Source organism: Flavobacterium ovatum, assembly GCF_040703125.1.
In the GTDB taxonomy this organism is placed as follows: domain Bacteria; phylum Bacteroidota; class Bacteroidia; order Flavobacteriales; family Flavobacteriaceae; genus Flavobacterium; species Flavobacterium ovatum.
In genome coordinates, this window is record NZ_CP160035.1 from 1428911 (window position 1) to 1451526 (window position 22616).

General features: G+C 33.3%; 21 protein-coding genes. 14 read left to right on the plus strand and 7 right to left on the minus strand.

Annotation, left to right across the window (positions count from 1 at the left end; all coding sequences use genetic code 11):
- Positions 1-2: 2 nt before the first annotated feature.
- Positions 3-1421: a pitrilysin family protein gene (locus ABZP37_RS06140; RefSeq protein ID WP_366186512.1), complete on the plus strand. Its 1419-nt coding sequence runs from the start codon at positions 3-5 to the stop codon at positions 1419-1421.
- 47 nt (positions 1422-1468) lie between these two features.
- On the opposite strand, the gene ABZP37_RS06145 is transcribed toward ABZP37_RS06140, so the two are convergent.
- Positions 1469-2347: a DMT family transporter gene (locus ABZP37_RS06145; protein ID WP_366186514.1), complete on the minus strand. Its 879-nt coding sequence runs from the start codon at positions 2345-2347 to the stop codon at positions 1469-1471.
- Positions 2348-2438: 91 nt separating this feature from the next.
- Here ABZP37_RS06145 and ABZP37_RS06150 point away from each other — a divergent pair, with 91 nt between their 5' ends.
- Positions 2439-2819: a heavy metal-associated domain-containing protein gene (locus ABZP37_RS06150; protein ID WP_366186516.1), complete on the plus strand. Its 381-nt coding sequence runs from the start codon at positions 2439-2441 to the stop codon at positions 2817-2819.
- A 79-nt stretch (positions 2820-2898) separates the two neighbouring features.
- Here ABZP37_RS06150 and gldD read toward each other — a convergent pair whose 3' ends face one another.
- The 4 genes from gldD to mutY are packed head-to-tail and all read right to left on the minus strand — an operon-like array spanning position 2899 to position 6334.
- A complete protein-coding gene (gene gldD, locus ABZP37_RS06155; protein ID WP_366186518.1) occupies positions 2899-3462 on the minus strand; it encodes a gliding motility lipoprotein GldD in 564 nt (187 codons plus the stop codon).
- A 28-nt stretch (positions 3463-3490) separates the two neighbouring features.
- Positions 3491-4786 carry a gliding motility-associated protein GldE gene (locus tag ABZP37_RS06160; protein ID WP_366186520.1) on the minus strand — a complete coding sequence of 432 codons (1296 nt, stop codon included), beginning with the start codon at positions 4784-4786 and terminating at the stop codon, positions 3491-3493.
- A 23-nt stretch (positions 4787-4809) separates the two neighbouring features.
- Complete coding sequence (ssb, locus tag ABZP37_RS06165; RefSeq protein ID WP_366186522.1) at positions 4810-5250, minus strand: single-stranded DNA-binding protein; 441 nt, start codon at positions 5248-5250, stop codon at positions 4810-4812.
- Between the two features lie 49 nt (positions 5251-5299).
- Positions 5300-6334 (minus strand): A/G-specific adenine glycosylase, encoded by a 1035-nt coding sequence (gene mutY, locus ABZP37_RS06170; RefSeq protein WP_366186524.1) that lies wholly within the window; start codon positions 6332-6334, stop codon positions 5300-5302.
- A gap of 134 nt (positions 6335-6468) precedes the next feature.
- On the opposite strand from mutY, the gene ABZP37_RS06175 reads away from it, so the two are divergent.
- The 3 genes from ABZP37_RS06175 (at position 6469) to ABZP37_RS06185 (ending at position 9854) form a co-directional block, all read left to right on the plus strand.
- On the plus strand, positions 6469-6759 hold the full coding sequence (locus tag ABZP37_RS06175; RefSeq protein WP_108739332.1) for an HU family DNA-binding protein: 291 nt from the start codon (positions 6469-6471) through the stop codon (positions 6757-6759).
- Between the two features lie 377 nt (positions 6760-7136).
- Positions 7137-8681: a ribonuclease E/G gene (locus ABZP37_RS06180; protein ID WP_366186526.1), complete on the plus strand. Its 1545-nt coding sequence runs from the start codon at positions 7137-7139 to the stop codon at positions 8679-8681.
- 135 nt (positions 8682-8816) lie between these two features.
- Positions 8817-9854 (plus strand): potassium channel family protein, encoded by a 1038-nt coding sequence (locus ABZP37_RS06185; protein ID WP_366186528.1) that lies wholly within the window; start codon positions 8817-8819, stop codon positions 9852-9854.
- A 254-nt stretch (positions 9855-10108) separates the two neighbouring features.
- On the opposite strand, the gene ABZP37_RS06190 is transcribed toward ABZP37_RS06185, so the two are convergent.
- The gene (locus ABZP37_RS06190; protein ID WP_366186530.1) at positions 10109-11275 is read right to left on the minus strand and encodes an MFS transporter; all 1167 of its coding nucleotides are present in this window, start codon (positions 11273-11275) and stop codon (positions 10109-10111) included.
- Between the two features lie 96 nt (positions 11276-11371).
- Here ABZP37_RS06190 and ABZP37_RS06195 point away from each other — a divergent pair, with 96 nt between their 5' ends.
- From ABZP37_RS06195 to ABZP37_RS06210, 4 genes are all read left to right on the plus strand, one after another.
- Entirely contained in the window at positions 11372-12199 is an 828-nt protein-coding gene (locus tag ABZP37_RS06195; protein ID WP_366186531.1) for an AraC family transcriptional regulator, read from the plus strand.
- A gap of 204 nt (positions 12200-12403) precedes the next feature.
- Positions 12404-13036 carry a phosphatase PAP2 family protein gene (locus ABZP37_RS06200; protein WP_366186533.1) on the plus strand — a complete coding sequence of 211 codons (633 nt, stop codon included), beginning with the start codon at positions 12404-12406 and terminating at the stop codon, positions 13034-13036.
- 7 nt (positions 13037-13043) lie between these two features.
- Positions 13044-13421, plus strand: a complete 378-nt coding sequence (locus tag ABZP37_RS06205) for a GtrA family protein (protein ID WP_366186535.1) — start codon at positions 13044-13046, stop codon at positions 13419-13421.
- Between the two features lies 1 nt (position 13422).
- Complete coding sequence (locus ABZP37_RS06210; RefSeq protein WP_366186537.1) at positions 13423-14952, plus strand: glycosyltransferase family 39 protein; 1530 nt, start codon at positions 13423-13425, stop codon at positions 14950-14952.
- Between the two features lie 75 nt (positions 14953-15027).
- On the opposite strand, the gene ABZP37_RS06215 is transcribed toward ABZP37_RS06210, so the two are convergent.
- The gene (locus tag ABZP37_RS06215; RefSeq protein WP_366186538.1) at positions 15028-15417 is read right to left on the minus strand and encodes an SPOR domain-containing protein; all 390 of its coding nucleotides are present in this window, start codon (positions 15415-15417) and stop codon (positions 15028-15030) included.
- Positions 15418-15634: 217 nt separating this feature from the next.
- Here ABZP37_RS06215 and ABZP37_RS06220 point away from each other — a divergent pair, with 217 nt between their 5' ends.
- From ABZP37_RS06220 to ABZP37_RS06240, 5 genes are all read left to right on the plus strand, one after another.
- Positions 15635-16951, plus strand: coding sequence for a cytochrome c3 family protein (locus tag ABZP37_RS06220; RefSeq protein ID WP_366186540.1), 1317 nt, complete (start codon positions 15635-15637; stop codon positions 16949-16951).
- An 84-nt stretch (positions 16952-17035) separates the two neighbouring features.
- Positions 17036-20092 (plus strand): TAT-variant-translocated molybdopterin oxidoreductase, encoded by a 3057-nt coding sequence (locus ABZP37_RS06225; RefSeq protein WP_366186542.1) that lies wholly within the window; start codon positions 17036-17038, stop codon positions 20090-20092.
- 38 nt (positions 20093-20130) lie between these two features.
- On the plus strand, positions 20131-21531 hold the full coding sequence (nrfD, locus tag ABZP37_RS06230) for an NrfD/PsrC family molybdoenzyme membrane anchor subunit (protein ID WP_366186544.1): 1401 nt from the start codon (positions 20131-20133) through the stop codon (positions 21529-21531).
- Entirely contained in the window at positions 21524-22048 is a 525-nt protein-coding gene (locus ABZP37_RS06235; protein ID WP_366186545.1) for a DUF3341 domain-containing protein, read from the plus strand. Before nrfD ends, ABZP37_RS06235 begins: the two co-directional genes overlap by 8 nt.
- Before the next feature lie 7 nt (positions 22049-22055).
- A complete protein-coding gene (locus ABZP37_RS06240; RefSeq protein ID WP_366186546.1) occupies positions 22056-22601 on the plus strand; it encodes a cytochrome c in 546 nt (181 codons plus the stop codon).
- Positions 22602-22616: the final 15 nt, after the last annotated feature.

Genomic DNA, 22616 nt, shown 5'->3' on the forward strand with positions numbered 1-22616 from the left:
ATATGAAAAAAACAATATTATTAATCCTATTGATTCTAACAGGAATTATGTACGCACAAGATAGAGCACAACCTAAACCTGGGAAACCACCAGTCGTTCATTTAAAAAAACCTCAAACTTTTCAACTGCCTAATGGCTTGAAGGTAATGGTCGTTGAAAACCATAAGTTGCCAAAAGTAAATTTTAATCTAACAATTGATAATCCGCCGTTTGCTGAAGGTGATAAAAAGGGTGTAGATGATTTATGCAGCAGTCTCATAGGGAATGGAAGTTCTAAAATTGCTAAAGATGATTTTAATGAGGAAGTTGACTTCATGGGAGCATCTATCAGTTTTACTTCGCATGGGGCAAGAGCGAATACTTTATCGCGTTATGCGGTAAGGGTACTTGAATTAATGTCTTTTGGGGCTTTGTATCCTGATTTTACTCAAGTTGAATTTGATAAAGAAAAAGCTAAAATTATTGAAAGCTTAAAGTCTGAAGAAAAGAGTGTGCCTGCTATCGCGAGTCGTGTAGTGGATGCTTTAGCTTTTGGTGTTGAACATCCTTTGGGTGAATTTGTGACTCCTGAAACTTTAAATAATGTTACATTAAATGATGTTAAAGATTTATATGCTACTTATTTTAGTCCTGAAAATGCCTATTTAGTAATTGTAGGAGATGTGAAGTTTGTTGAGATTAAACCATGGGTTGAAAAACTATTTGGTTCTTGGAAGAAAACAAATATGCCCACATTGACTTATGCTGATCCTGAAAATGTAGCTTCTACTCAAATTAATTTTGTAGATGTGCCTAATGCAGTACAGTCCGAAATTTCTGTGGTGAATACCTTTTTACTAAAAATGAGTGATAAAGATTTTTTTCCTGCGGCTCTGGCATCAACTATCTTAGGAGGAGAATTCAATAGTTATTTGAATATGAATTTAAGGGAGAAAAACGGATGGACTTATGGGGCTAATTCCTCAATAGGAGCAGGGAAGTATGTGACTAAAGTACGCTCGTATTCAGCAGTAAGGAATGCGGTTACAGATAGTGCTGCAGTCGAAATTGTTAAAGAAATTAAGCGATTGCGAACAGAGAAGGTTACCGAAGAACGTTTAGCATCAGTGAAAGCAGGTTTCATAGGTCGTTTTGTGATGCAAGCACAAAAACCACAATCAGTAGCTCGTTATGCGCTGAATACTGAAGTTGAGGAATTGCCAAAAGATTTTTATGAAAACTACATCAAAACTATAACTGCTGTTACTCCTGATGATATTATTAAAGTCGCTAATAAATATTTTCGTGTAGATAATAGTCGCATTGTTATTGCGGGAAAAGGAGAGGAAGTACTTCTTGGATTAGAAAAGTTAGGATTGCCTATTTATTATTTTGATAAATATGGAAATCCAGTTGAGAAGCCTGTTTTTAAGAAAGAATAAGGTTGTTTTTGAAAACAAAAAGTTATTAAGAATTTGAATGCATTTTCTTAATGGCTTTTTTGTTTTTTAGCAGAAAGATAAACTCCGATTAAAATGATAAATGCTCCTAAAAACTGGATTGGTGTTAATATTTCGTGATCTAATAATCCCCAAAAGAAAGCAACTAGAGGAATTAAATAAGTGACAGAAGAAGCGAAAATGGGTGAGGCTATTTGAATTAATTTAAAAAAAAGGATATTGGCAATTCCTGTTCCAATGACTCCTAGTATTAAGATGTAAATGGTTGCTTGTCTTACTTTCTCAATATGAATCATTTCGATATACCCTGATGAGAAAAGGATGAATAGAGCAGGAAAAAACAATATGGCAAAATTCCCCGTTGTGATGCTTAATGGGCTTAAATCTGATAAGTATTTTTTTATCAAATTAACATTAATTGCATAGCAAATGGATGCGATAATGACCAATATAGCGTAAAAGTAATTCTGTTCAGGATGATTCATTGCTCCATTTAGAACAAGTAATAAGCTTCCGATTAGTCCAATGAAAACACCCCAAAGCTGACGCTTTTGAAAGCCAACACTAAATGCAATAGTTCCTATTAATAAAGTATTTAGTGGCGTCAAAGAATTTAATATAGCGGTAACAGAACTGTCTAGTTCTGTTTGAGAAATGGCAAATAGGTAAGCAGGTAAAAAGGTGCCACATACAGCTGTGAGTGCAATATATTTCCATTTATTTCGTGGAATTAGAAATAAGCTTTTGAATCCTATTAGAATTAGAAAAAGGGATGCGAAAATAATTCGTAAGGAACCAAGTTGAATAGCGGTGAGTCCAATTAGCCCTTTTTTAATTAAGATGAATGAGCTTCCCCAAATAAGTGCTAAGATTATTAAATAGTTCCACTTTATTTGTTTTGACTTCATAATTTATATTTTAACCCAAAATTGTAATTATTTTATGAATTAACGGTGGTATTTTGAGTAATTTTGTAATAATTTTTTAAACAATTATACGATGAATATTATAAAATCGATTGCGTTATTAGTTTTTACAGGTGTTGTAATGACGAGCTGCAAACAAAATACGGAAGTAGCGGAGAAGATTATTCCTCAGAACGCTCAAAATGAAGCCCCAAAATTAAAGAAAGAAATTGCTGCTGAAAACTTGCAATCTGCTACTTTTAAAATTGACGGTATGGTTTGTGCGATGGGTTGTGCAAAAGTAATTCAAGATGATCTTACCAAATTGGACGGTGTTCAAGTTGCGGAAGTTGACTTTGATAAAAAAATAGCATCTGTTTCTTTTGATAAAACAGTTCTTAATCAAGAATCGTTAACTAAAATTGTACAAGCTACAGGAGATGGGACTACTTATAAAGTATCTGATTTTAAATAATTCAGCTCTTGTTTTAAACAAAAAAAACCATTAAGGAATTAATTTTTTAATGGTTTTTTTTTTGTTTAAAATGTCGTAACTATTTCCACTTCAAAGTTTCCATAAGTCGTTGCATGTCATTTTTGATATAACTAGCTGCGGGCATAATGGAGTCGAAATTTGGTTTTGCGTAAAAATAAACGGAACCTGTTACAAAATGCTTTGCACTATCTGTTACGTAAAATTGTGAATTGGTTGCTGCATTACCGTTGACTTGGTAGAACATACCGTAAACTTTTTTTTCAGGGTTTAAATAAGGTTGTTCTAGTATGTCATCAGCTTTGATTACGTGTTCGTAGGTTAGTTTTTGAGCATCGCGTAAAAGATTGTTGATGTTGCCATTTACAGGTTTGTAAGTTAGGTAAATAGTAGCTTTCATTTTTGGATACGAAATACTAAAACCACAGTCTTTATCAGCTTTGATGATTGCTTTTTCATTTATTTCAAAAGCAAAAGGACAATTGTTTTCGAAATTAGCATATTGCGCTTCAGGATAATCGAGTCTTAAATAACTGGAAGGTTTTGGTAGTACATTGTCTTTGCAGCTCAATACCAAAAAAGGAATAAAAAACAGAGTGTAATAAATAATCTTTTTTTGTAACATTTGGCTTGGTTTTAGTAAACTGAAATAATTAATCTAGTGTTACTTTTATTTGTTTGATACGTTTGTTGTCAACGGTTTCTACTTTAAAAGTACAGTTTCCGTAGTTGATTTTTTGTCCTTTTTTTGGAAAATTACCAACGATTTCCAAAAGGAATCCTGCTAAGGTTTCTGCTTCCCCTTTTTTAGATTCAAAAAGGTCCTCGTCAACTTCTACAATCCGATAAAAATCTTTTAAGTTAATTTTGCCTTCAAAAATAAAATTTTTCTCGTCAAGTTGAGAGAAATTAACATCTTCATCATCAAATTCATCACTGATATCTCCAACAATTTCTTCGATTACATCCTCTAATGAAACTAATCCAGACGTTCCTCCGTACTCATCCACGACAATGGCTAAATGGTTTTTCATGTTTTGAAAATCCTTAAGTAGGTTGTCGAGTTTTTTGTTTTCAGGAACAAAAAACGGTTCTTTAATTAAAGAAGTCCAATTGAATTCTTTTTTGTTAATGTATGGTAGTAAGTCTTTTACGAATAGTATGCCTTCAATTTGGTCAATATTGTCTCGGTAAACGGGAATTCTAGAGTATCCTTTTTCGATGATTTTAGGACAGATTTCTTCAAAGGTTTCTGTGATCTCTAGCGCAAATACATCAATACGAGGACTCATGACTTGCTTGGTATCTGTGTTACCAAAAGTTACGATGCCTTCAAGTATCTTTTGTTCCTCAGAGGAGGTGTCATCAGAAGAGGTCAGTTCCAGGGCTTGTGATAATTGATCAACAGAAAAATTAGTTTTTTGCTTACCTAATTTATTATGTAAATAAACAGTAGTCGAACGCATAGGGACGCTAATAGGTGTGAGGATAGTATCTAAGATAGAAATAGGTAACGCTATAAATTGTGCAAACTTAATGTTATTACGGCTCGCGTAAACTTTAGGTAGAACCTCTCCAAAAAGCAATAATAAAAAGGTGACTACAATTACTTCAAGTATGAATTTGATAACAGGGGAGTGGACACTTGCGAATAAATTGCCTCCAATAAATGAGAACAAGATCACGACTCCTATGTTGATGAAATTATTAGCTACTAAAAGGGTGGCAAGTAATTTTTTTGGGCGACTTAGTAATTCTGTGAGGATTTTGCCTTTAGAGTTGTTTTCTTGGGTGCTGTCATCAATGTCTTTTTGTGAAAGAGAAAACAAGGCTACTTCGGCACCAGAAATTATTGCTGAGCAAAAAAGCAAGGCGAATATTCCAATGATGCCAAACAATAAATCGCCGTCTATTGTGTGTGTTAAATTCAAACTGGGCTCTGGGTCCAAATTAAAAAAGATTAGTTAAACAATTAAAACGGCAAATCATTAATTGGTAAGTCGTTATTTTCTGGGTCAAAGTTAGTGTTTTTTGGTGATTCAGATGTTGCGTTTTGTTTGTTGTTTTCAGTGTCTTTTTTAGTGGATAAAAAAGTAAACTCTGTAACCTGAATTTCAGTCGTGTGTTTTGTGGTTCCGTCTTCTGTTTGCCATTGGCGTGACTTGATACGTCCCTCTATGTATATTTTATCTCCTTTGGATAAGTATTTCTCGCAAATTTCGGCTGCTTTATTTCTAACTACTAAATTATGCCATTCAGTAGAAGTGATTTTTTCATTGGTTGTTTTGTTAATATAGATTTCATTTGTCGCCAATGAAAATCTGCCGATGCAGTTTCCTCCATCGAAATAATGCATTTTAACATCGTCTCCAAGATGACCAATTAGCATGACTTTATTTAATGTTCCGTTCATAATATTATATGGTATTTATATCAAAGATACATTTTTTTTAAACTGTATTTTATGATTGTTCTATGAAATTGTGAATGACAATAGGGACTGGGAAAGTGGTTAAATCCTCTTGACTAATTCCTTTTTCTACTTTGCCCTTTATTTTGATGCCCCAAAATTTTATATGTAAATGTTGATGAGACAATTTATGTATGATGCTCTTTTCGTTGTGTTCTAAAATACTCACTATTGAATTTTGTTCGAATAATTCTTTGGTGATTTTATTTGAAATATATTCAAAACCTTCTTCTTTTTCCGTTTCAATTAATGGGAATTCATATAGGTTGTGCCAAATTCCTTTCTGAGTTCTTTTTTGTATTATAGTGTGGTTTTTTTCGTCTTCGACTACTATATAGTTAAAGTATCTATTTCTGATTTTTAGCTTTTTTGATTTTACAGGTAAACTGGCTACTTTCTTTTTTTGTAAAGCTAAACAGCTATTGTTGAAAATGCAGTTGTTGCAGTTAGGGTTTTTAGGAACACATTGTAATGCGCCAAATTCCATAATGGCTTGATTAAAAATCGCAGGATTGTCTTGAGGTATTAGTTCTGCAGCCAAAGATGTAAATTCTTTTTTGGCGGAAGCCTGAGTAATATCAGTTTCAATATCAAAATAACGTGAAAGGACTCTGAATACATTTCCGTCTACAACAGGGACCACTTCATTATAGGCGAAAGAAGCAATTGCAGCGGCAGTATATTCTCCTACCCCTTTTAGTTTTAGCAAGTCATTGTAGTTGTTTGGGAATTTTCCGTTTAAATCATAAGCTATGTATTGTGCTGTTTTGTGTAAGTTTCTAGCACGAGAATAGTAACCGAGTCCTTGCCATAATTTTAGAACTTGTTCTTCGTTTGCTTTAGCTAAATCAAAAACGGTTGGAAAAGTAGTTGTAAAAGATGAAAAATAAGGCATTCCTTGCGCTACTCGGGTCTGTTGTAGCATGATTTCAGATAGCCAAATGTAGTATGGATTGGTTGTTTTTCGCCATGGTAAATCGCGTTTATTTTGTAAATACCAAGAAATTAATAAGTTATGGAAAATCATTGTAAAATATTTGTGAACAAAAGTAAAAGTTTATATGATTAAAATTTAATGAATTAGCTTGATTTATTGTTTTTTAAATCCCTATATTTGCACACTCAAAAAAAATTATTACAAAATAATAAATAGGAAAGAAAATGACGAAAGCAGATATCGTAGCAAAAATTTCAGAAAAACTAGGACTTGAAAAAGGTGATGTTCAAGCAACAGTTGAAACTTTTATGGAAGAAGTAAAAAATTCTTTAGAAACTGGAGACAACGTATATTTAAGAGGTTTTGGAAGTTTTATCGTAAAAACGAGAGCTGAGAAAACAGGAAGAAATATTTCTAAGAACACTACAATCAAAATCCCTGCACACAACATTCCCGCTTTCAAACCTGCAAAAGTTTTTGTAGAAGGAGTAAAAACAAATAACGAAGCAAAATAATATTATTAATCATAAAAATCTAAAAGATTATGCCAAGTGGTAAAAAAAGAAAAAGACATAAGGTTGCTACTCACAAACGTAAAAAAAGAGCGAGAGCTAACCGTCACAAGAAGAAAAAGTAGTTTATAACTACTTTTTTCTTTTTAAAAGTTCATTGAAATTGAAAATTAGTCATCAGTTCTCAGTTATAAGTCATCAGTTTACTAGTGACTCAAAATTGAGAACTGCCAGCTGATTTTCTCCGGGTAAAAAACCTGTTTAAATTATTGTTTAATCCATCCTTGAGAAGTTGATGGTTAGTAGGTGATTGTTGATGGATTTTTTCCAACAACCAACAACTAACAACCAATGACCCATTCACGGATAAAAATTTACAAATGAATAAAGAATTAATCATTAGATCTAGTTCTGATTTCGTAGATTTTGCCTTATTAAAAGATGGAAAACTAATTGAATTACACAAAGAAGAAGAAAAAAGCAACTTTCAAGTTGGTGATATATTTATTGCCAAAATAAGGAAACCCGTTGCTGGACTTAATGCTGCTTTTGTAAATGTAGGCTTTGAAAAAGACGCCTTTTTACATTATCACGATTTAGGACCTAACTTATCTTCCCAACTGAAATTCATAAAACTTGTAAGCGCAGGTAAATTAAAAGATTTCTCCCTAAAAAACTTTCAGTTTGAAAAAGAGATAGAAAAGGACGGAACAATTACTAATGTAATCAACGCCAATCAATCTATCTTAGTACAAGTAGTCAAAGAACCTATATCTACCAAAGGACCAAGGATAAGCGCTGAGCTTTCTCTGGCAGGTAGATTTATTGTTTTGGTCCCTTTCTCTGATCGCGTTTCTATTTCTCAAAAAATAGAAAACAAAAAAGAAAAAGACCGTTTGAAAAAACTTGTACAATCCATCAAACCAAAAGGATTTGGTGTTATTGTTCGCACAGTAGCCGAAGGCAAAAATACAGCCGAATTAGAAAAAGATTTGCAGAACCTGCTAGACAGATGGACTGCAATGTGTAAAAAATTACCAACTGCTCAGCATCCGTCCAAAGTATTAGGAGAACTCAATAGAGCTTCTTCAATATTAAGAGATGTATTCAATGATACTTTTAGTAGCATTCAGATAGATGATGAAGAGTTGTACAACCAAACTAAGGATTACCTGCAAGAAATTGCACCTTCCAAACAATCTATTGTTAAGTTTTATCAATCAAAAGACACACCAATTTTTGAGAAATACAACATAGAGAGACAAATCAAAACATCCTTTGGGAAAACTGTTTCCATGAGTAAAGGAGCTTATCTTATAATAGAACATACTGAAGCTTTGCACGTCATTGACGTCAACAGTGGGAACCGTTCTAATAAAGCCACCAATCAGGAAGATACCGCAATGGAAGTAAATATGATTGCTGCCGGTGAAATCGCTAGACAATTACGTCTACGTGACATGGGCGGAATTATTGTAATTGATTTTATCGACATGTCTAATCCCGAAAACCGGAAAGTCTTGTTTGACTTCCTTCGAGAAGAAATGAACGATGATAAAGCAAAACACAAGATTTTACCCCCAAGTAAATTTGGATTAGTTCAAATTACAAGACAAAGGGTAAGACCAGAAGTAAATATCAAAACTAGAGAAGAAGATCCAAACGATGTAAATGGCGAAATTGAAGCGCCAATTTTAATCATTGATAAAATCAAATCAGATCTAGATAGAGTATTAAAAATCCACAAGAACGTTGTGCTTAATGCACATCCATTTGTGGCTGCATACCTCAGTAAAGGTTTTCCATCATTACGTTCAAAATGGTTTCTTGAACATAAAAAATGGGTGAAAATTATACCACGTGACGCTTACACGTACTTAGAGTATCATTTCTATGATAAAAACGGAAATGCTATAAACGAATAAACAAAAACCGCCTCTCGTTGAGATTGGCGGTTTTTTTGTGTCTTGTTGTGTGCGATAATTGTTGATTGTAGGTGATAGAAAAGTTAAATTTACCCATTTTAATGTTGTTTCTTTGTGATTAATTAAAGCGTTATTATGAATTATTTTGTCTTTTTTTTAGGAGTTTTGTTACTCATTATTACCATTAATGATTTAATCAATACTTCTTTGTCTGTTAGAGGAGCTGGTTTTCTTACTCGAAGACTTTCAAAATTTGTTTGGAGTTTAGTATTGCTAATAAGTAAAAAAACACAGAGAAAAAAAATCCTCGATCTTGGGGGAGCTATAATTCTAGTTTCGATTCTAGTAAATTGGATATTGCTAATATGGATTTCTGCTAGTTTGCTATTTATTAGTTATCCGGATTCGTTGATGAATGTGGAGACTAATACTCGTACAACAATAATGAATAAGATATTTTTTACAGGATATACCTTATCTACTTTGGGATTAGGAGATATGGAGCCCGCTGGGCCTTTCTGGGATGTGCTTACTGCAATATTATCATTTGCTGGATTAATCTTGATTTCTATCGCTATTACATACTTACTTCCAGTTGTTTCGGCCGAAATAGTAAAAAGACGAATAAGCGTTTATATCAACACTCTAGGCACTTCTGTTGAAGATATACTGATGAATTATTGGAATGGAAAAGATTTTAAGGAGTTAGAACAGCCTTTTGTGTCCTTAACAGATTCTATTATTTTGCATGCTCAAAACCATAAAGCATATTCTGTGTTGCATTTTTTTCATTCGTCAGACAAGAAAGAAGCCTTTGTGATTAATCTTATAAATCTTGATGAAGCCCTGACTGTATTATTACATAATGTTTCGGCAGAGCAACAACCTTCATTAAATGTGCTTTTAAGGTTACGAAAAGCCATTACAAGTTACCTTATAACACTACCAGCAGCTTTTATTATTCCTGGAATTGAATGTCCACCAGTAATAAATCTTAGTGGTCTTGAGAATGAAGGTGTCAAAATTATAAACCCTGATGCTGCTGGTCTGAAGTATGAAAAACTTACAACTAGACGTCGATTACTGTTGTCACTACTTAAAGATGATGGCTGGGATTGGGCTGACCTTGTGTCTGGTGCTTACGATCATGAAATGGATTCGATAGGACATTAATTTTTTGTGTTCTATTAATAATTGTATATTTTAGAATAAGATTTTTTTTGAACAATATATTTCGTTTTTGTATTACCACTTCCAGCTACGTTACGATTTTCGAATCGTCGGGTGCCTAACGAAAAGTTTTGTATTCTATTTTAAATAACATGTAATGGAAGTGTTTATAGCAATTAAAGGGGTTTCTGTGGTCAATTTGTGATTTTGATTAAGTTAGTTGTTTTAGTCATTGATAAAATTGTAAATATGTTTTTTTAAACGTTAACAGCTCTTATTAAACGTTGTTTTCTGTGTAAAAAAACTAGTGTAAAAACCACGCCAAGAAGGGCCATTGTTATACCAACTAAATTTGGTGAGGTGTAACTAAATCCTGCAATCAAAGGTAATCCACCCAAGAAAGCGCCTAAAGCATTTCCAATATTAAATGCTGCTTGAATAGTTGCTGAGGCAATCATTTCAGCGCCAACTGCGGTTTTGATCATCAATATTTGCACTGGTGCTACTAATGCAAATGAAAAAAATCCTGATGTAAAAACTAAAACAAGGCTTAAATAAGGATTGGATGAAAATAAAAACACCAACGTTAAGTCAAGTGCTATCGATAATAATAAACAAATGATTGTCTTCTCTGGAGAGTATTTATCAGCTAATTTTCCTCCTATGAAATTCCCAACGACCATTCCCAAGCCTGCCAAGATTAAGATAAAAGGGACATCGGCTGCTGCAAAACCAGAGACTTCTGTTAGCAAAGGCGCAATATAGCTTATCCAGCAAAAGAAACCTCCGGAACCTATAGCGGTGATTAAAATAACGAGCCAAGCATCTGGTTTCTTGAAAAATTGCAATTGATTTTTGATTGTTTCTTCCGATTTTGCTTCCAATTCTGGCATCCAAAACTTTATAGCTATAAAAGTAATCGCGCCAATTATCCCAATGATTATAAAAGTATAGCGCCAACTATAATGGTGTCCGATATAAGTTCCTATTGGTACCCCCACAACATTGGCAATGGTAAGTCCAAGAAACATTACGGATATTGCCTGCGCTTCTTTCCCTTTGTCAGCAAGTCGGCTGGCAACCACGGCACCTACACCAAAAAATGCCCCATGCGGTAATCCCGAAAGGAATCTGGAAACAAATAGAAAATCATAATTTGGAGCAATAATGGATAATGAATTAAAGAATGCTAGTAAAGCTGCAAGTATCAAAAGCGTTCTTTTAGGGGGGTAATTTCTGGTGACAATTACTAGTATTGGCGCTCCAATGACAACTCCTAGTGCATAGGCTGAAATTAAATATCCAGCTACTGGAATGCTAACCTTTAAATTAGTAGCAATATCTGGTAATAATCCCATCATAACAAATTCGGTTATTCCAATGGTTAAACCACCTAGAGATAGAGATAGAAGGCTTTTTTTCATTATATAGATTTTATATCTGTTTTGTAGATGCAAAATTATTGATTAAGCAGACTGAATAAGTTGTAAATTTGTTTTATATAATTGTAATTATCAGCTATGCGTAAATTAAAACAATTTGACACTTTAGTACTGGATCAGTTTGAAGAGGATCAGTTTCATCTCCCTGCTCATAGTCATAACTATTATGAAATCATCTATATTGTTAAAGGGAGCGGTATCCATCATTTGAATGCAAATTTACTGGCCTATAAGTCAGGTGATTTATTTGTAATATCACCTGATGATGAGCATTATTTTGATATTAAAAAAAGGACTGGTTTTGTTTTTATCAAATTTACTGACAACTATTTTAATTCTAATAAAAAGCTTTCTTGTGATGAGTTTCTACTGAATACACCTGAAAACTTTATGCGTGAAAAAGTTCTTAAAGAGAATGTTTTAGAGTTAGATGCCTCTTGTAGGTTGATATTGAAAAACACAGTTGAGAATATTATGTCCTATAACGGTAAAACAGATATTTCTACTTCACCAATTATGTTTTATCAAATTTTATCCATTTTTGGATTGATTAAAGAAAGTATATCTGCTATGAATCTCAAAATGGTAGGAGCTGGAATTGATAATGATGTAATTATAACCTATATCCATCAAAATGTATATGAGCCTAAGTTGATTCAAATCAAATCAATAGCTGTACATTTTAATATTTCTCATACTTATTTCGGAACCTATTTTAAGCGAAATTTCTCAATCACTTACAGGGATTATATTCATACTCTTCGAATCAAATTAATTGAAAAGCGAATTTTGAGTAAGCAAATGTCAATTAAGCAAATTGCACATGAGTTTGGTTTTACTGATGAAAGTCATCTTTCTAATTATTTCAAGAAAAAGAAAAATAAAAGACCTAGTGAATTAATTTAATTTTGGTAAGAAAGGGGGCTTAACATGTAGTTTGCTTTCATAACAATTAGTTAAAGATTTGATTTTGTTATTACAAAATTCAATTTACCTTAACAAAACATTGTTCCTGTAGTTTTACAAAAAACTAATTTTTGTAGAATGAAATCCATTTTTAAAGTTATTATTCGGAACAAGCTGTACTACGGACTGAACTTGTTTGTTATTTTGTTAGCAATTATCCTTTTGTGTCTGTTTTCAAGAGCGGAAGGTTTTATTTGGCTTAATCAATTTCATACGGGAAGTTTAGATTCTGTATTTGAAAATATTACATTTTTAGGTGACGGGTGGTTTATAATTATTAGTTCACTCGTTATTTTGTTATTTTTAAAACAACACCGTAACTTGGCTTTTATTATCTTAATTTCTTATATTAGTTCAGGTTTATTTGCTCAAATAATCAAGAATATAATTACTTCTCCTAGGCCAAGCGTTTATTTTGAGATGCATCATTATTTGTATTACTTAGACACTTTTGCGACTAGCCGAATAGGCTTTAATAGTTTTCCTTCGGGGCATACAGCTTCTTTTTTTGCGTTAGCGACTGTCTTGTCAGGATATTGTGAAAAAAGATATGTTTGTGTTTTGTTATTAGCACTGAGTGCGTTAGTTGGATATTCTAGAATTTATCTCGCGCATCATTTTTTAATTGATGTTTGCGCAGGTGCTGTGATTGGAATTGTATTTGGTGCATTATCTATTGTTTGGTTTGATCTTGTAATTTCTAATTCAAGAGTAAAAAACAAACTTCTTTTTTTTAAGTATCCGGGTAGGACTATGTCTAATTCTTCATCGATCTAACTGAAGTATGGATTTTTTTAAATTTTTAAAATTTGGATTTGTTGGGTTTTCCGGGTTGATTATTGATTTTTTTGTGACCTGGTTTTGTAAAGAAAAATTAAGTCTTAATAAATATTTAGCTAATGGATTCGGGTTTTTATTTGGGGTGACTAATAATTATTTTTTAAATAAGTACTTTACATTTGAAGATACAGATCCGCATATTGGAGCACAATTTATTAGTTTTTTAATTATTGCTATCGTAGGTTTTAGTATTAATACAACCGTTTTGTATTCGTTGCAAAAAAAGACTTCTATTGATTTTTATACTTGTAAAATCTTAGTTACTGTATTGGTTTTCTTTTGGAATTTCGGAGCTAATTCTTTTTATACTTTTAAAATATAGTATGGTTTTAAAAAATAATATTTCAACTATTATTTTGTTTGCTACATTGATTCGTTGTATTGTAGCATTGTCAGTTAGTTTAGGTAATGATGAGATTTATTATTTAACTTATGCTAGGCATTTACAATGGAATTACTTTGATCATCCTCCTTTGGTAGCATTATTAATTCGAGTAACAACTTTCAATTTAACCTACACATCGGACTTTTTTATCCGTTTGGGACCCATTATTTTATCGGCGGTCAATACTTTTTTAATGTATCTTATTGGTAATAAAATAAAGAACCAGCAAGCAGGTCTTGTTGCGGCATTGCTTTATAGTTCGTCAATTTATTCAAGTATTATTGCGGGTTTGTTTATCATGCCTGACGCTCCACAATTATTTTTCTGGATTTTAAGTCTTTATTTTTTAACAGTTGTAGTGAAGGAAGGTAGTTCAAGTAAAATTGTTAATCAAAGTTTGTTGTGGTTTGGAGCCACGGCTGGCTTGTGTGTGATGAGTAAAGTTCATGGTGTCTTTCTGTGGCTTGGATTTGGACTCTATATCATCGTTTATGATAGGAAATTGTTTTCTAAACCTTTTTTATATTTATCAGCATTATTAACGTTGATAATCATTTCGCCGATACTATTGTGGAATATTGAAAATGATTTTATTACTTATACTTTTCATAGTAATCGAATCGTTATTAATCAAGGTGTAAACTTTAATAGCTTTATGCGTGAATGTTTGGGTGGTTTTTTGTATAATAATCCAATGAATTATGGCTTAATTTTTTTGGGTTTATTTGCTTTTTTTAAAAATAAAGTCAGTCTTAGTTTGAATTATACTAGACTATTTTTATTGATGAGTTTACCTTTAATTATTCTGTTACTTGGTCTTTCTTTTTTTAGGGATACATTGCCTCATTGGTCGGGTCCGGGATATACAGCGTTGATTTTACTGGTGGCGTGCTTTTTAGTTGATATAAAAACAAATAGTAGGCTTGTGAATTTAGTTTGGATTGCAAATATTTTAATAGTATTAGTTTGTTTTTTTGGGCTTCTATTTGTTAATTTTTATCCTGGTACACTCGGTAGTAATAAAGAAATAAATTTGGGTCAAGGGGATGTTACTTTAGATCTGTATGATTGGAATTATTTTAAAAAAGAAGTTAAGAGGGTATGTTATTGGGACAATAAGTCTGGTAAAACGAGTACTAATTTTATTGTTAACAATAAATGGTTTCCAGCTGCTCATATTGATAATTATATAGTACAACCACTAGGGATGAATTTTGTAGCGATAGGGGAGCTTAATGATATTCATACTTATTTTTGGATTAACCAACAAAGGAAGGTGTTAAAGCCAGGGGATGATGCTTATTTTATTACTATTTCAAATTCCTTTAAAGATCCTAATTTAATCTATGGAAAGTTATTTGCAGAAATTCATTCACCCGTTGTTATTTGTCAATTTAGATCAGGGAAACCTGTTAGAAATATGTTGGTTTACTTGATGAAGGATTTTAATCCTGAAGCCTTGAAATAATTTTTTATTGTGAATTTTGAGTTTTGCTGATGTGTTTTTATGTACAAACTTTTTTATGCTTAAAAAACATCATATCTATTTTTGAGGTTTGATAAGTAATGAATTTGGGTATTTTTTTTTTATTTCGATCATATATCGTTCAGCTTCAATTCTTGTTCTAAAATTTCCAATCCATACTTTGAAATTTGGAGTATTGAATACGATTGTACCTTCAAGCTCTTTAAAGTCCTGTTTGCAATCCAGAAGTGTTTTTTTTGCACCATCACTACTACCGCTAAACACTTGAAGTTTATAGCGTTGATTTACAGTGATTGAGCTGTTTATTTTTCTTTTTTCGTTTAATAATTGTTCAAACTTGTTGTCTTGCTGTATATTAATATTTTGTTGTTGGGCTTTGGTAATTGTAGCTGTCAGGCAAAGAAAAGTACTTAATATTAAGTTATTAGGGATTGTTGAAATTTTCATAATGCAATGGTTTTTAGGCAAAAGTAGTATTTAATGAAAGAATGTGAAAGTGAATAATTATTTAGAATGGATATAAATTGAAATTAAGGTTATCTTATGGTTTTGAGAATAGTTCATAAGTCGTATTTTTGTCGAGATTTATAATAAAGGGGTAGCTTTTTAATGTAGTTAAGTATTAAAAACTATGCCAATTTTTAGTAGATAATCATTATATAATATGAAAAAGGTGGGTAACCATAATTCGATCTCAAGGAAATTATTTTTTAGCTTTGCTTTGTCGCTGGCTTTTTCCTTAACTTCCTTTGCTCAAGATGCTGCTCCTGCAGCTGCAAATGAAGCTCCTGCGGCCTCGCAAGGTGGCGATCCTGTAAAAGGGAAAGAACTTTTTAATTCAAACTGTGCAGCATGTCATAAAATGGATGCTAAATCAACTGGTCCTGCCCTTAGAGGTATTGCGGACAAGCATGACATGGCTTGGATATACAAGTGGGTGCATAATAGTTCTGAAATGATCAAGTCAGGTGATGCAGCGGCTGTGAAATTATTTGATGAAAATAATAAATCAGTGATGACTGCTTTTCCTCAATTGTCAGAAGGCGATATTGATAATATTATTGCATATACCTCTGAAGAGAAAGCTGAAATTCCTGCTGCAGCAATGGCTTCAGGCGGAGCAGCTACTCAAGGAGATGGTATTTCTAACAGTGTAATTTTAGGAGCTCTTGCTCTTGTAATGGCAATGTTAGTTGTAATGTTATTCTTGGTGAACAAAGTGTTGACTAAAGTGGCTAGTGCAAATGGTATCGAGGTTGTAGTGAAAGAAAAATCAACTCCAATATGGAAAGCGTTTGTTAAAAATCAATTCTTGGTTTTGGTAACTGCGATATTCTTATTGTTGGCAAGTGGTTACTTCGTATATGGTTTCTTAATGCAAGTAGGCGTAGATCAAAACTACGAGCCGATTCAGCCGATTCATTACTCTCACAAAATTCACGCTGGTGATAATGAGATTAACTGTAAATATTGTCACTCTTCTGCTAGAGTTAGTAAAACTGCAGGTATTCCTTCTTTGAATGTTTGTATGAACTGTCATAAGAATATTTCTGAAGTTGCTGAAACTACAGCGACTCCTGAATACAGTAAAGCATTCTACGATGAGCAAATCCAAAAATTATATACTGCGGTTGGTTGGGATAAAGCTACTCAGTCTTATACAGGGAAATCACAACCAGTAAAATGGGTTCGCATTCATAATTTACCTGACTTTGTTTACTTTAATCACTCGCAACACGTTACTGTTGCAGGTATTGAATGTCAAACTTGTCACGGTCCAGTTGAGACTTATGAAATTCAGAAGCAATTTGCTCCTTTGACTATGGGTTGGTGTATTAACTGTCACAGAAAGACCGATGTTAAAATGGAAGGGAATGAGTATTATACTAAAATTCATGAAGAGCTTTCTAAAAAGTACGGAGTTGATAAATTGACTGCTGCCCAAATGGGAGGTTTAGAATGTGGTAAATGCCATTACTAGATTTGTTTATTTTGGTTTAAATAGACTAAAATTCAAATTGCTGATTAAAGAAAATAATAATTAAGATTCTAATATTTATATAAAATGTCATCAAACAAAAAATACTGGAAAAGTGTTGAAGAACTAGACGGAAATAGTTCTATTGTTGAGGCGCTTAAAAATAACGAATTTGTTGAGGCAATTCCTACGGATGAATTCTTAGGGAATAATGAAGCTTTGTCTTCGTCTTCTACATCACGTCGTGATTTTTTAAAGTACGTTGGATTTAGTACTGCTGCAGCTACGCTTGTTGCTTGCGAAGGTCCTGTACACAAGTCGATACCTTATGTATTACAACCAGAACAAATCATTCCTGGTGTAGCTGATTATTATGCTACTTCTATGTTTGATGGTTTTGATTTTGCAAATCTTCTTGTTAAAACACGTGAAGGGCGTCCTATTAAGATAGAAAATAACACCATTTCTGGAGCTAAATTTGCTGCAAATGCAAGAGTTCATGCGTCAGTATTATCATTATATGATAATATGCGTTTGAAAGAGTCAAAGATTGAGGGTAAAACTGCAACTTGGGCTGCTGTTGAGGCGAAAATTAATTCAAGTCTTGTTGATGCAAAAGCTAAAGGTGGTCAAGTAGTAGTATTAACTAATACTTTGGCAAGTCCTTCAACTGAAAAATTAATCGCTGAATTTATTTCAAAAAACCCTAATGCTAAGCATGTGGTTTATGATGCTGTATCTTCTTCAGAAGCTTTAGATGCTTTTGAAACAGTTTATGGTGATAGAGCTTTGGTTGATTATGATTTTTCAAAAGCTAGTTTAATTGTTTCTGTTGGTGCTGACTTTTTAGGTGACTGGCAAGGTGGTGGATATGATTCAGGTTATGCGCAAGGAAGAATTCCTAAAAACGGAAAAATGTCACGTCACTTCCAATTGGAAGCGAACATGACTTTGTCTGGTGCGGCAGCTGATAAACGTTTAGCAATGTCTACTGCGGTTCAAAAACAAGCATTAGTTCATATATATAATGTCGTAACAGGAGCTTCGGCTGCTGTTAATTTAGAAGTTTCAGTTAAAGATGAAGTAACTAAAGCTGCTAAGCAATTGAAAATGGCTGGAGCTCAAGGAGTCTTGGTTTCAGGTATTCAAGATAAAAATGCGCAATTATTAGTTATAGCGATTAATAATGCTTTGGCTAGTGAAGCTTTTAGTACTGCTGGTTCAAGACAAATAAGAAAAGGATCTAACGAAAAAGTAGCTCAGTTAATTAATGATATGAAAGCGGGTAACGTTCATACTTTGTTAATGAGTGGTGTTAATCCAATATATACATTAGCAGATTCAGCTTCTTTTGCTGAAGGGCTTAAAAAAGTAAAAACTTCTGTTGCTTTTTCTTTGAAAGAAGATGAAACGGCTTTGGTAAGTACAGTTGCGGCTGCGGTTCCTCATTATTTAGAATCTTGGGGAGATTTAAGTTTAACAAAAGGTGCTTATAGTATAACACAACCAACTATTCGTCCATTATTTGATACAAAACAATTTCAAGAAGTTTTGATGTCATTAAATGGTGTAAATGGAACGTATTACGATTATGTAAAAGGAACTGCTGCGGGTGTTACTGCAGGAGCAACTTGGAATAAGGTATTACATGATGGTATATTTGTAAGTGGTTCGCAATCTTTATCTGGAGGTGGTGCAGATTATAACGGAGCTGCTTTGGCTTTGTCAAAATCAAAAGCTGCTGAAGGTTTTGAATTGGTTTTATATACAAAAACTGGTTTAGGAGATGGTCAACAAGCTGCTAATCCATGGTTGCAGGAATTACCAGATCCAATTACAAGAGTGTCTTGGGATAACTATGTAACTGTTTCTAATGCTGATGCAAAAACACTAGAATTATCTAATGAGATTGTTGCTAATGGTGGGCTTAATGGAAGTTACGCTACTATTACTACGGCAGATGGTATTAAGTTAGAAAATGTTCCAGTGATTGTTCAACCAGGGCAAGCTGTTGGTACTTTAGGTTTGGCATTAGGTTATGGTCGTAAAGCGGCTTTAAAAGAAGAAATGCAAGTAGGTTTAAATGCTTACGCTTTATATAAAGGTTTTAATGATGTACAATCTGTTAGTTTTGAAAAAGCTGCTGGAGAACATGAGTTTGCTTGTGTTCAAGGTCAAAAAACTTTAATGGGTAGAGGAGATATTATCAAAGAAACTACTTTGGAAATCTTCAATAGTAAAGATGCTAAAGAATGGAATCCTGTTCCTATGGTTTCTTTAGATCATAAAGAAGTTGAAGCAACTACTGTTGATTTATGGGATTCATTTGATCGTTCAATTGGACATCATTTTAACTTGTCAATTGATTTGAATGCTTGTACTGGGTGTGGTGCTTGTGTGATTGCATGTCACGCTGAGAATAACGTCCCTGTAGTAGGGAAATCTGAGATAAGAAGAAGTAGAGATATGCATTGGTTACGTATCGATAGATATTATTCTTCTGAGTCAACTTTTGAAGGTGATAACGAAAGAAAAGAAAATATTTCTGGTTTATCTAGTTCATTATCTACTTTCAGTGAAATGGAAAAAGCAGGAGATAATCCTCAAGTAGCTTTTCAACCTGTAATGTGTCAACATTGTAATCATGCTCCTTGTGAGACTGTTTGTCCTGTTGCTGCAACATCGCACAGTCGTCAAGGTCAAAATCATATGGCTTATAATAGATGTGTTGGTACTCGTTACTGTGCTAACAACTGTCCTTATAAAGTGCGTCGTTTTAACTGGTTCTTATATAATGGGAATAAAGAATTTGATTATCATATGAATGATGATTTAGGTCGTATGGTGTTAAATCCAGATGTAAATGTTCGTTCTCGTGGAGTTATGGAAAAATGTTCTATGTGTATTCAAATGACACAAGCAACCATTTTGAAGGCAAAAAGAGAAGGTAGAGCTATTGTTGATGGTGAATTCCAAACTGCTTGTTCAAGTGCTTGTACAAGTGGAGCAATGGTTTTTGGAGATGTTAATGATAAAGAAAGTCATGTTGCTAAATTAGTAGAAGACGATAGAATGTATCATTTATTAGAGCATGTCGGGACAAAACCAAATGTGATTTATCATGTTAAAGTTAGAAATACCTAGTTAAAAATAATTATTAATTAAGAAACATATAAAGGATTATGTCGTCTCACTACGAATCAACCATTAGAAAACCCTTAGTTATAGGTGATAGAAGCTATCACGATGTAACAGTTGATGTAGCTGCTCCTGTTGAGGGAGAAGCTAATAAACATTGGTGGATTGTATTTACAATCGCATTAACAGCTTTCCTTTGGGGATTAGGTTGTATTATTTACACCGTATCTACAGGTATCGGAACATGGGGTTTGAATAAAACCGTTGGATGGGCTTGGGATATTACTAACTTCGTTTGGTGGGTTGGTATTGGTCATGCAGGAACATTGATTTCGGCAGTATTATTACTATTCCGTCAAAGATGGAGAATGGCCATTAACCGTTCAGCGGAGGCCATGACTATTTTCTCAGTTATTCAAGCAGGTTTATTCCCAATTATCCACATGGGTCGTCCATGGTTAGCATACTGGGTATTGCCGATTCCAAATCAATTTGGTTCATTATGGGTTAACTTTAACTCTCCATTACTTTGGGATGTATTTGCAATTTCTACTTATTTGTCAGTATCATTAGTTTTCTGGTGGACTGGTTTGTTACCTGATTTTGCTATGTTGAGAGATAGAGCTATTACTCCTTTTAATAAGAGAGTTTATTCGATCTTAAGCTTTGGATGGAGCGGTAGAGCTAAAGATTGGCAACGTTTTGAAGAGGTATCTTTGGTACTTGCTGGTTTAGCGACTCCACTTGTACTTTCTGTACATACTATTGTATCGATGGATTTTGCTACTTCAGTAATTCCAGGATGGCATACAACGATTTTTCCTCCGTATTTTGTTGCAGGGGCAGTTTTCTCTGGATTTGCAATGGTGAATACTTTACTTATCATTATGAGGAAAGTTTCAAACCTTGAAGCTTACATTACATTACAACATATCGAGTTGATGAATATTGTTATCATGATAACTGGTTCTATTGTAGGTGTTGCTTATATTACTGAGTTGTTTATTGCTTGGTATTCTGGAGTAGAGTATGAGCAGTATGCTTTCTTGAATAGAGCAACAGGGCCTTACTGGTGGGCTTACTGGTCTATGATGACTTGTAATGTTTTTTCTCCTCAGTTCATGTGGTTTAAAAAATTAAGAACAAGTATTATGTTTTCATTCATCATTTCTATTGTTGTAAACATTGGGATGTGGTTTGAGCGTTTTGTAATTATCGTTACTTCATTGCATAGAGATTATTTACCATCTTCATGGACTATGTTTTCTCCAACATTTGTAGATATCGGAATTTTTATAGGAACAATTGGTTTCTTCTTCGTATTGTTTTTATTGTATGCCAGAACTTTCCCTGTGATCGCTCAAGCAGAGGTCAAAACAATTTTGAAAGGAACAGGAGATAATTATATTAGAGAAAGAGCAAAAAAAGATTCACACCATGAGTAATAAAGTAATATACGCCATTTACAATGACGATGATATATTGATGGATGCGGTTAAGAAAACTAGAGCAGCTCATCATCATATTGAAGAAGTTTTTACTCCATTTCCGGTTCACGGATTGGATAAAGCTATGGGACTAGCACCTACAAGACTAGCTATTTGTTCATTCATATACGGTTGTATAGGTATCTCATTTGCCACTTGGATGATGAATTTTGTAATGATTCAAGATTGGCCTCAAGATATTGGAGGTAAACCAAGTTTCAGTTACATTCAGAATATGCCGGCTTTTGTGCCTATTATGTTTGAAATGACTGTGTTTTTTGCAGCCCACCTTATGGTTATTACTTTTTATATGAGAAGTAGATTATGGCCATTTAAAGAAGCTGAAAATCCGGATGTAAGAACTACAGATGATCACTTTTTAATGGAAGTGGCTATTAACAATAATGAAGAAGAATTAATTTCTTTTTTCCAAGGGACAGGAGCTGTAGAAGTTAAAGTAATTGAAAAGCATTAATTAAGATATGAAAAGGGTATATAAAACAGCACTTTTATTAGGCATCACTATTTTAGTGGCATCATGTCATAATAATAAAGCACCGAATTATCAATACTTTCCTAATATGTACGAATCAGCAGGATATGAAACTTATTCTGAATCTGCTGCTTTTAAAAATGGAAAAGAAGGTCAACTTCCTCCAGATGGTACTATTAAAAGAGGTTTTGAACCGTATGAATATGAAAATTCAACTGCAGGTTATGAGTTAGCGAAGGCTAATTTAAAATCTCCTTTGGATTCATTAGATCGTAATTCTGGTAAAGGAAAAGAGCTTTTCGATATTTATTGTATTAGTTGTCATGGTGCAGCTGGAAACGGTAAAGGGAAGTTGGTTGAAAGAGAAAAATTTCTTGGTGTGCCTAGTTATAAAGATAGGGTGATAACTGAAGGAAGTATTTTTCATGTTGAGACTTATGGGTTAAATTCTATGGGGTCTCATGCAAATCAATTAAGTGCTCACGAACGTTGGTTAGTTGCTGACTATGTTCTAAAACTTAAAAGCCAATTATAATTGTTGAACAAACTG

Coding starts and splice junctions, on each gene's coding strand:
- ABZP37_RS06140 (WP_366186512.1), top strand. CDS start 3: ATGAAAAAAACAATATTATTAATCCTATTGATTCTAACAGGAATTATG.
- ABZP37_RS06145 (WP_366186514.1), bottom strand. CDS start 2,347: ATGAAGTCAAAACAAATAAAGTGGAACTATTTAATAATCTTAGCACTT.
- ABZP37_RS06150 (WP_366186516.1), top strand. CDS start 2,439: ATGAATATTATAAAATCGATTGCGTTATTAGTTTTTACAGGTGTTGTA.
- gldD (WP_366186518.1), bottom strand. CDS start 3,462: ATGTTACAAAAAAAGATTATTTATTACACTCTGTTTTTTATTCCTTTT.
- ssb (WP_366186522.1), bottom strand. CDS start 5,250: ATGAACGGAACATTAAATAAAGTCATGCTAATTGGTCATCTTGGAGAC.
- mutY (WP_366186524.1), bottom strand. CDS start 6,334: ATGATTTTCCATAACTTATTAATTTCTTGGTATTTACAAAATAAACGC.
- ABZP37_RS06175 (WP_108739332.1), top strand. CDS start 6,469: ATGACGAAAGCAGATATCGTAGCAAAAATTTCAGAAAAACTAGGACTT.
- ABZP37_RS06180 (WP_366186526.1), top strand. CDS start 7,137: ATGAATAAAGAATTAATCATTAGATCTAGTTCTGATTTCGTAGATTTT.
- ABZP37_RS06185 (WP_366186528.1), top strand. CDS start 8,817: ATGAATTATTTTGTCTTTTTTTTAGGAGTTTTGTTACTCATTATTACC.
- ABZP37_RS06190 (WP_366186530.1), bottom strand. CDS start 11,275: ATGAAAAAAAGCCTTCTATCTCTATCTCTAGGTGGTTTAACCATTGGA.
- ABZP37_RS06195 (WP_366186531.1), top strand. CDS start 11,372: ATGCGTAAATTAAAACAATTTGACACTTTAGTACTGGATCAGTTTGAA.
- ABZP37_RS06205 (WP_366186535.1), top strand. CDS start 13,044: ATGGATTTTTTTAAATTTTTAAAATTTGGATTTGTTGGGTTTTCCGGG.
- ABZP37_RS06210 (WP_366186537.1), top strand. CDS start 13,423: ATGGTTTTAAAAAATAATATTTCAACTATTATTTTGTTTGCTACATTG.
- ABZP37_RS06215 (WP_366186538.1), bottom strand. CDS start 15,417: ATGAAAATTTCAACAATCCCTAATAACTTAATATTAAGTACTTTTCTT.
- ABZP37_RS06220 (WP_366186540.1), top strand. CDS start 15,635: ATGAAAAAGGTGGGTAACCATAATTCGATCTCAAGGAAATTATTTTTT.
- ABZP37_RS06225 (WP_366186542.1), top strand. CDS start 17,036: ATGTCATCAAACAAAAAATACTGGAAAAGTGTTGAAGAACTAGACGGA.
- nrfD (WP_366186544.1), top strand. CDS start 20,131: ATGTCGTCTCACTACGAATCAACCATTAGAAAACCCTTAGTTATAGGT.
- ABZP37_RS06235 (WP_366186545.1), top strand. CDS start 21,524: ATGAGTAATAAAGTAATATACGCCATTTACAATGACGATGATATATTG.
- ABZP37_RS06240 (WP_366186546.1), top strand. CDS start 22,056: ATGAAAAGGGTATATAAAACAGCACTTTTATTAGGCATCACTATTTTA.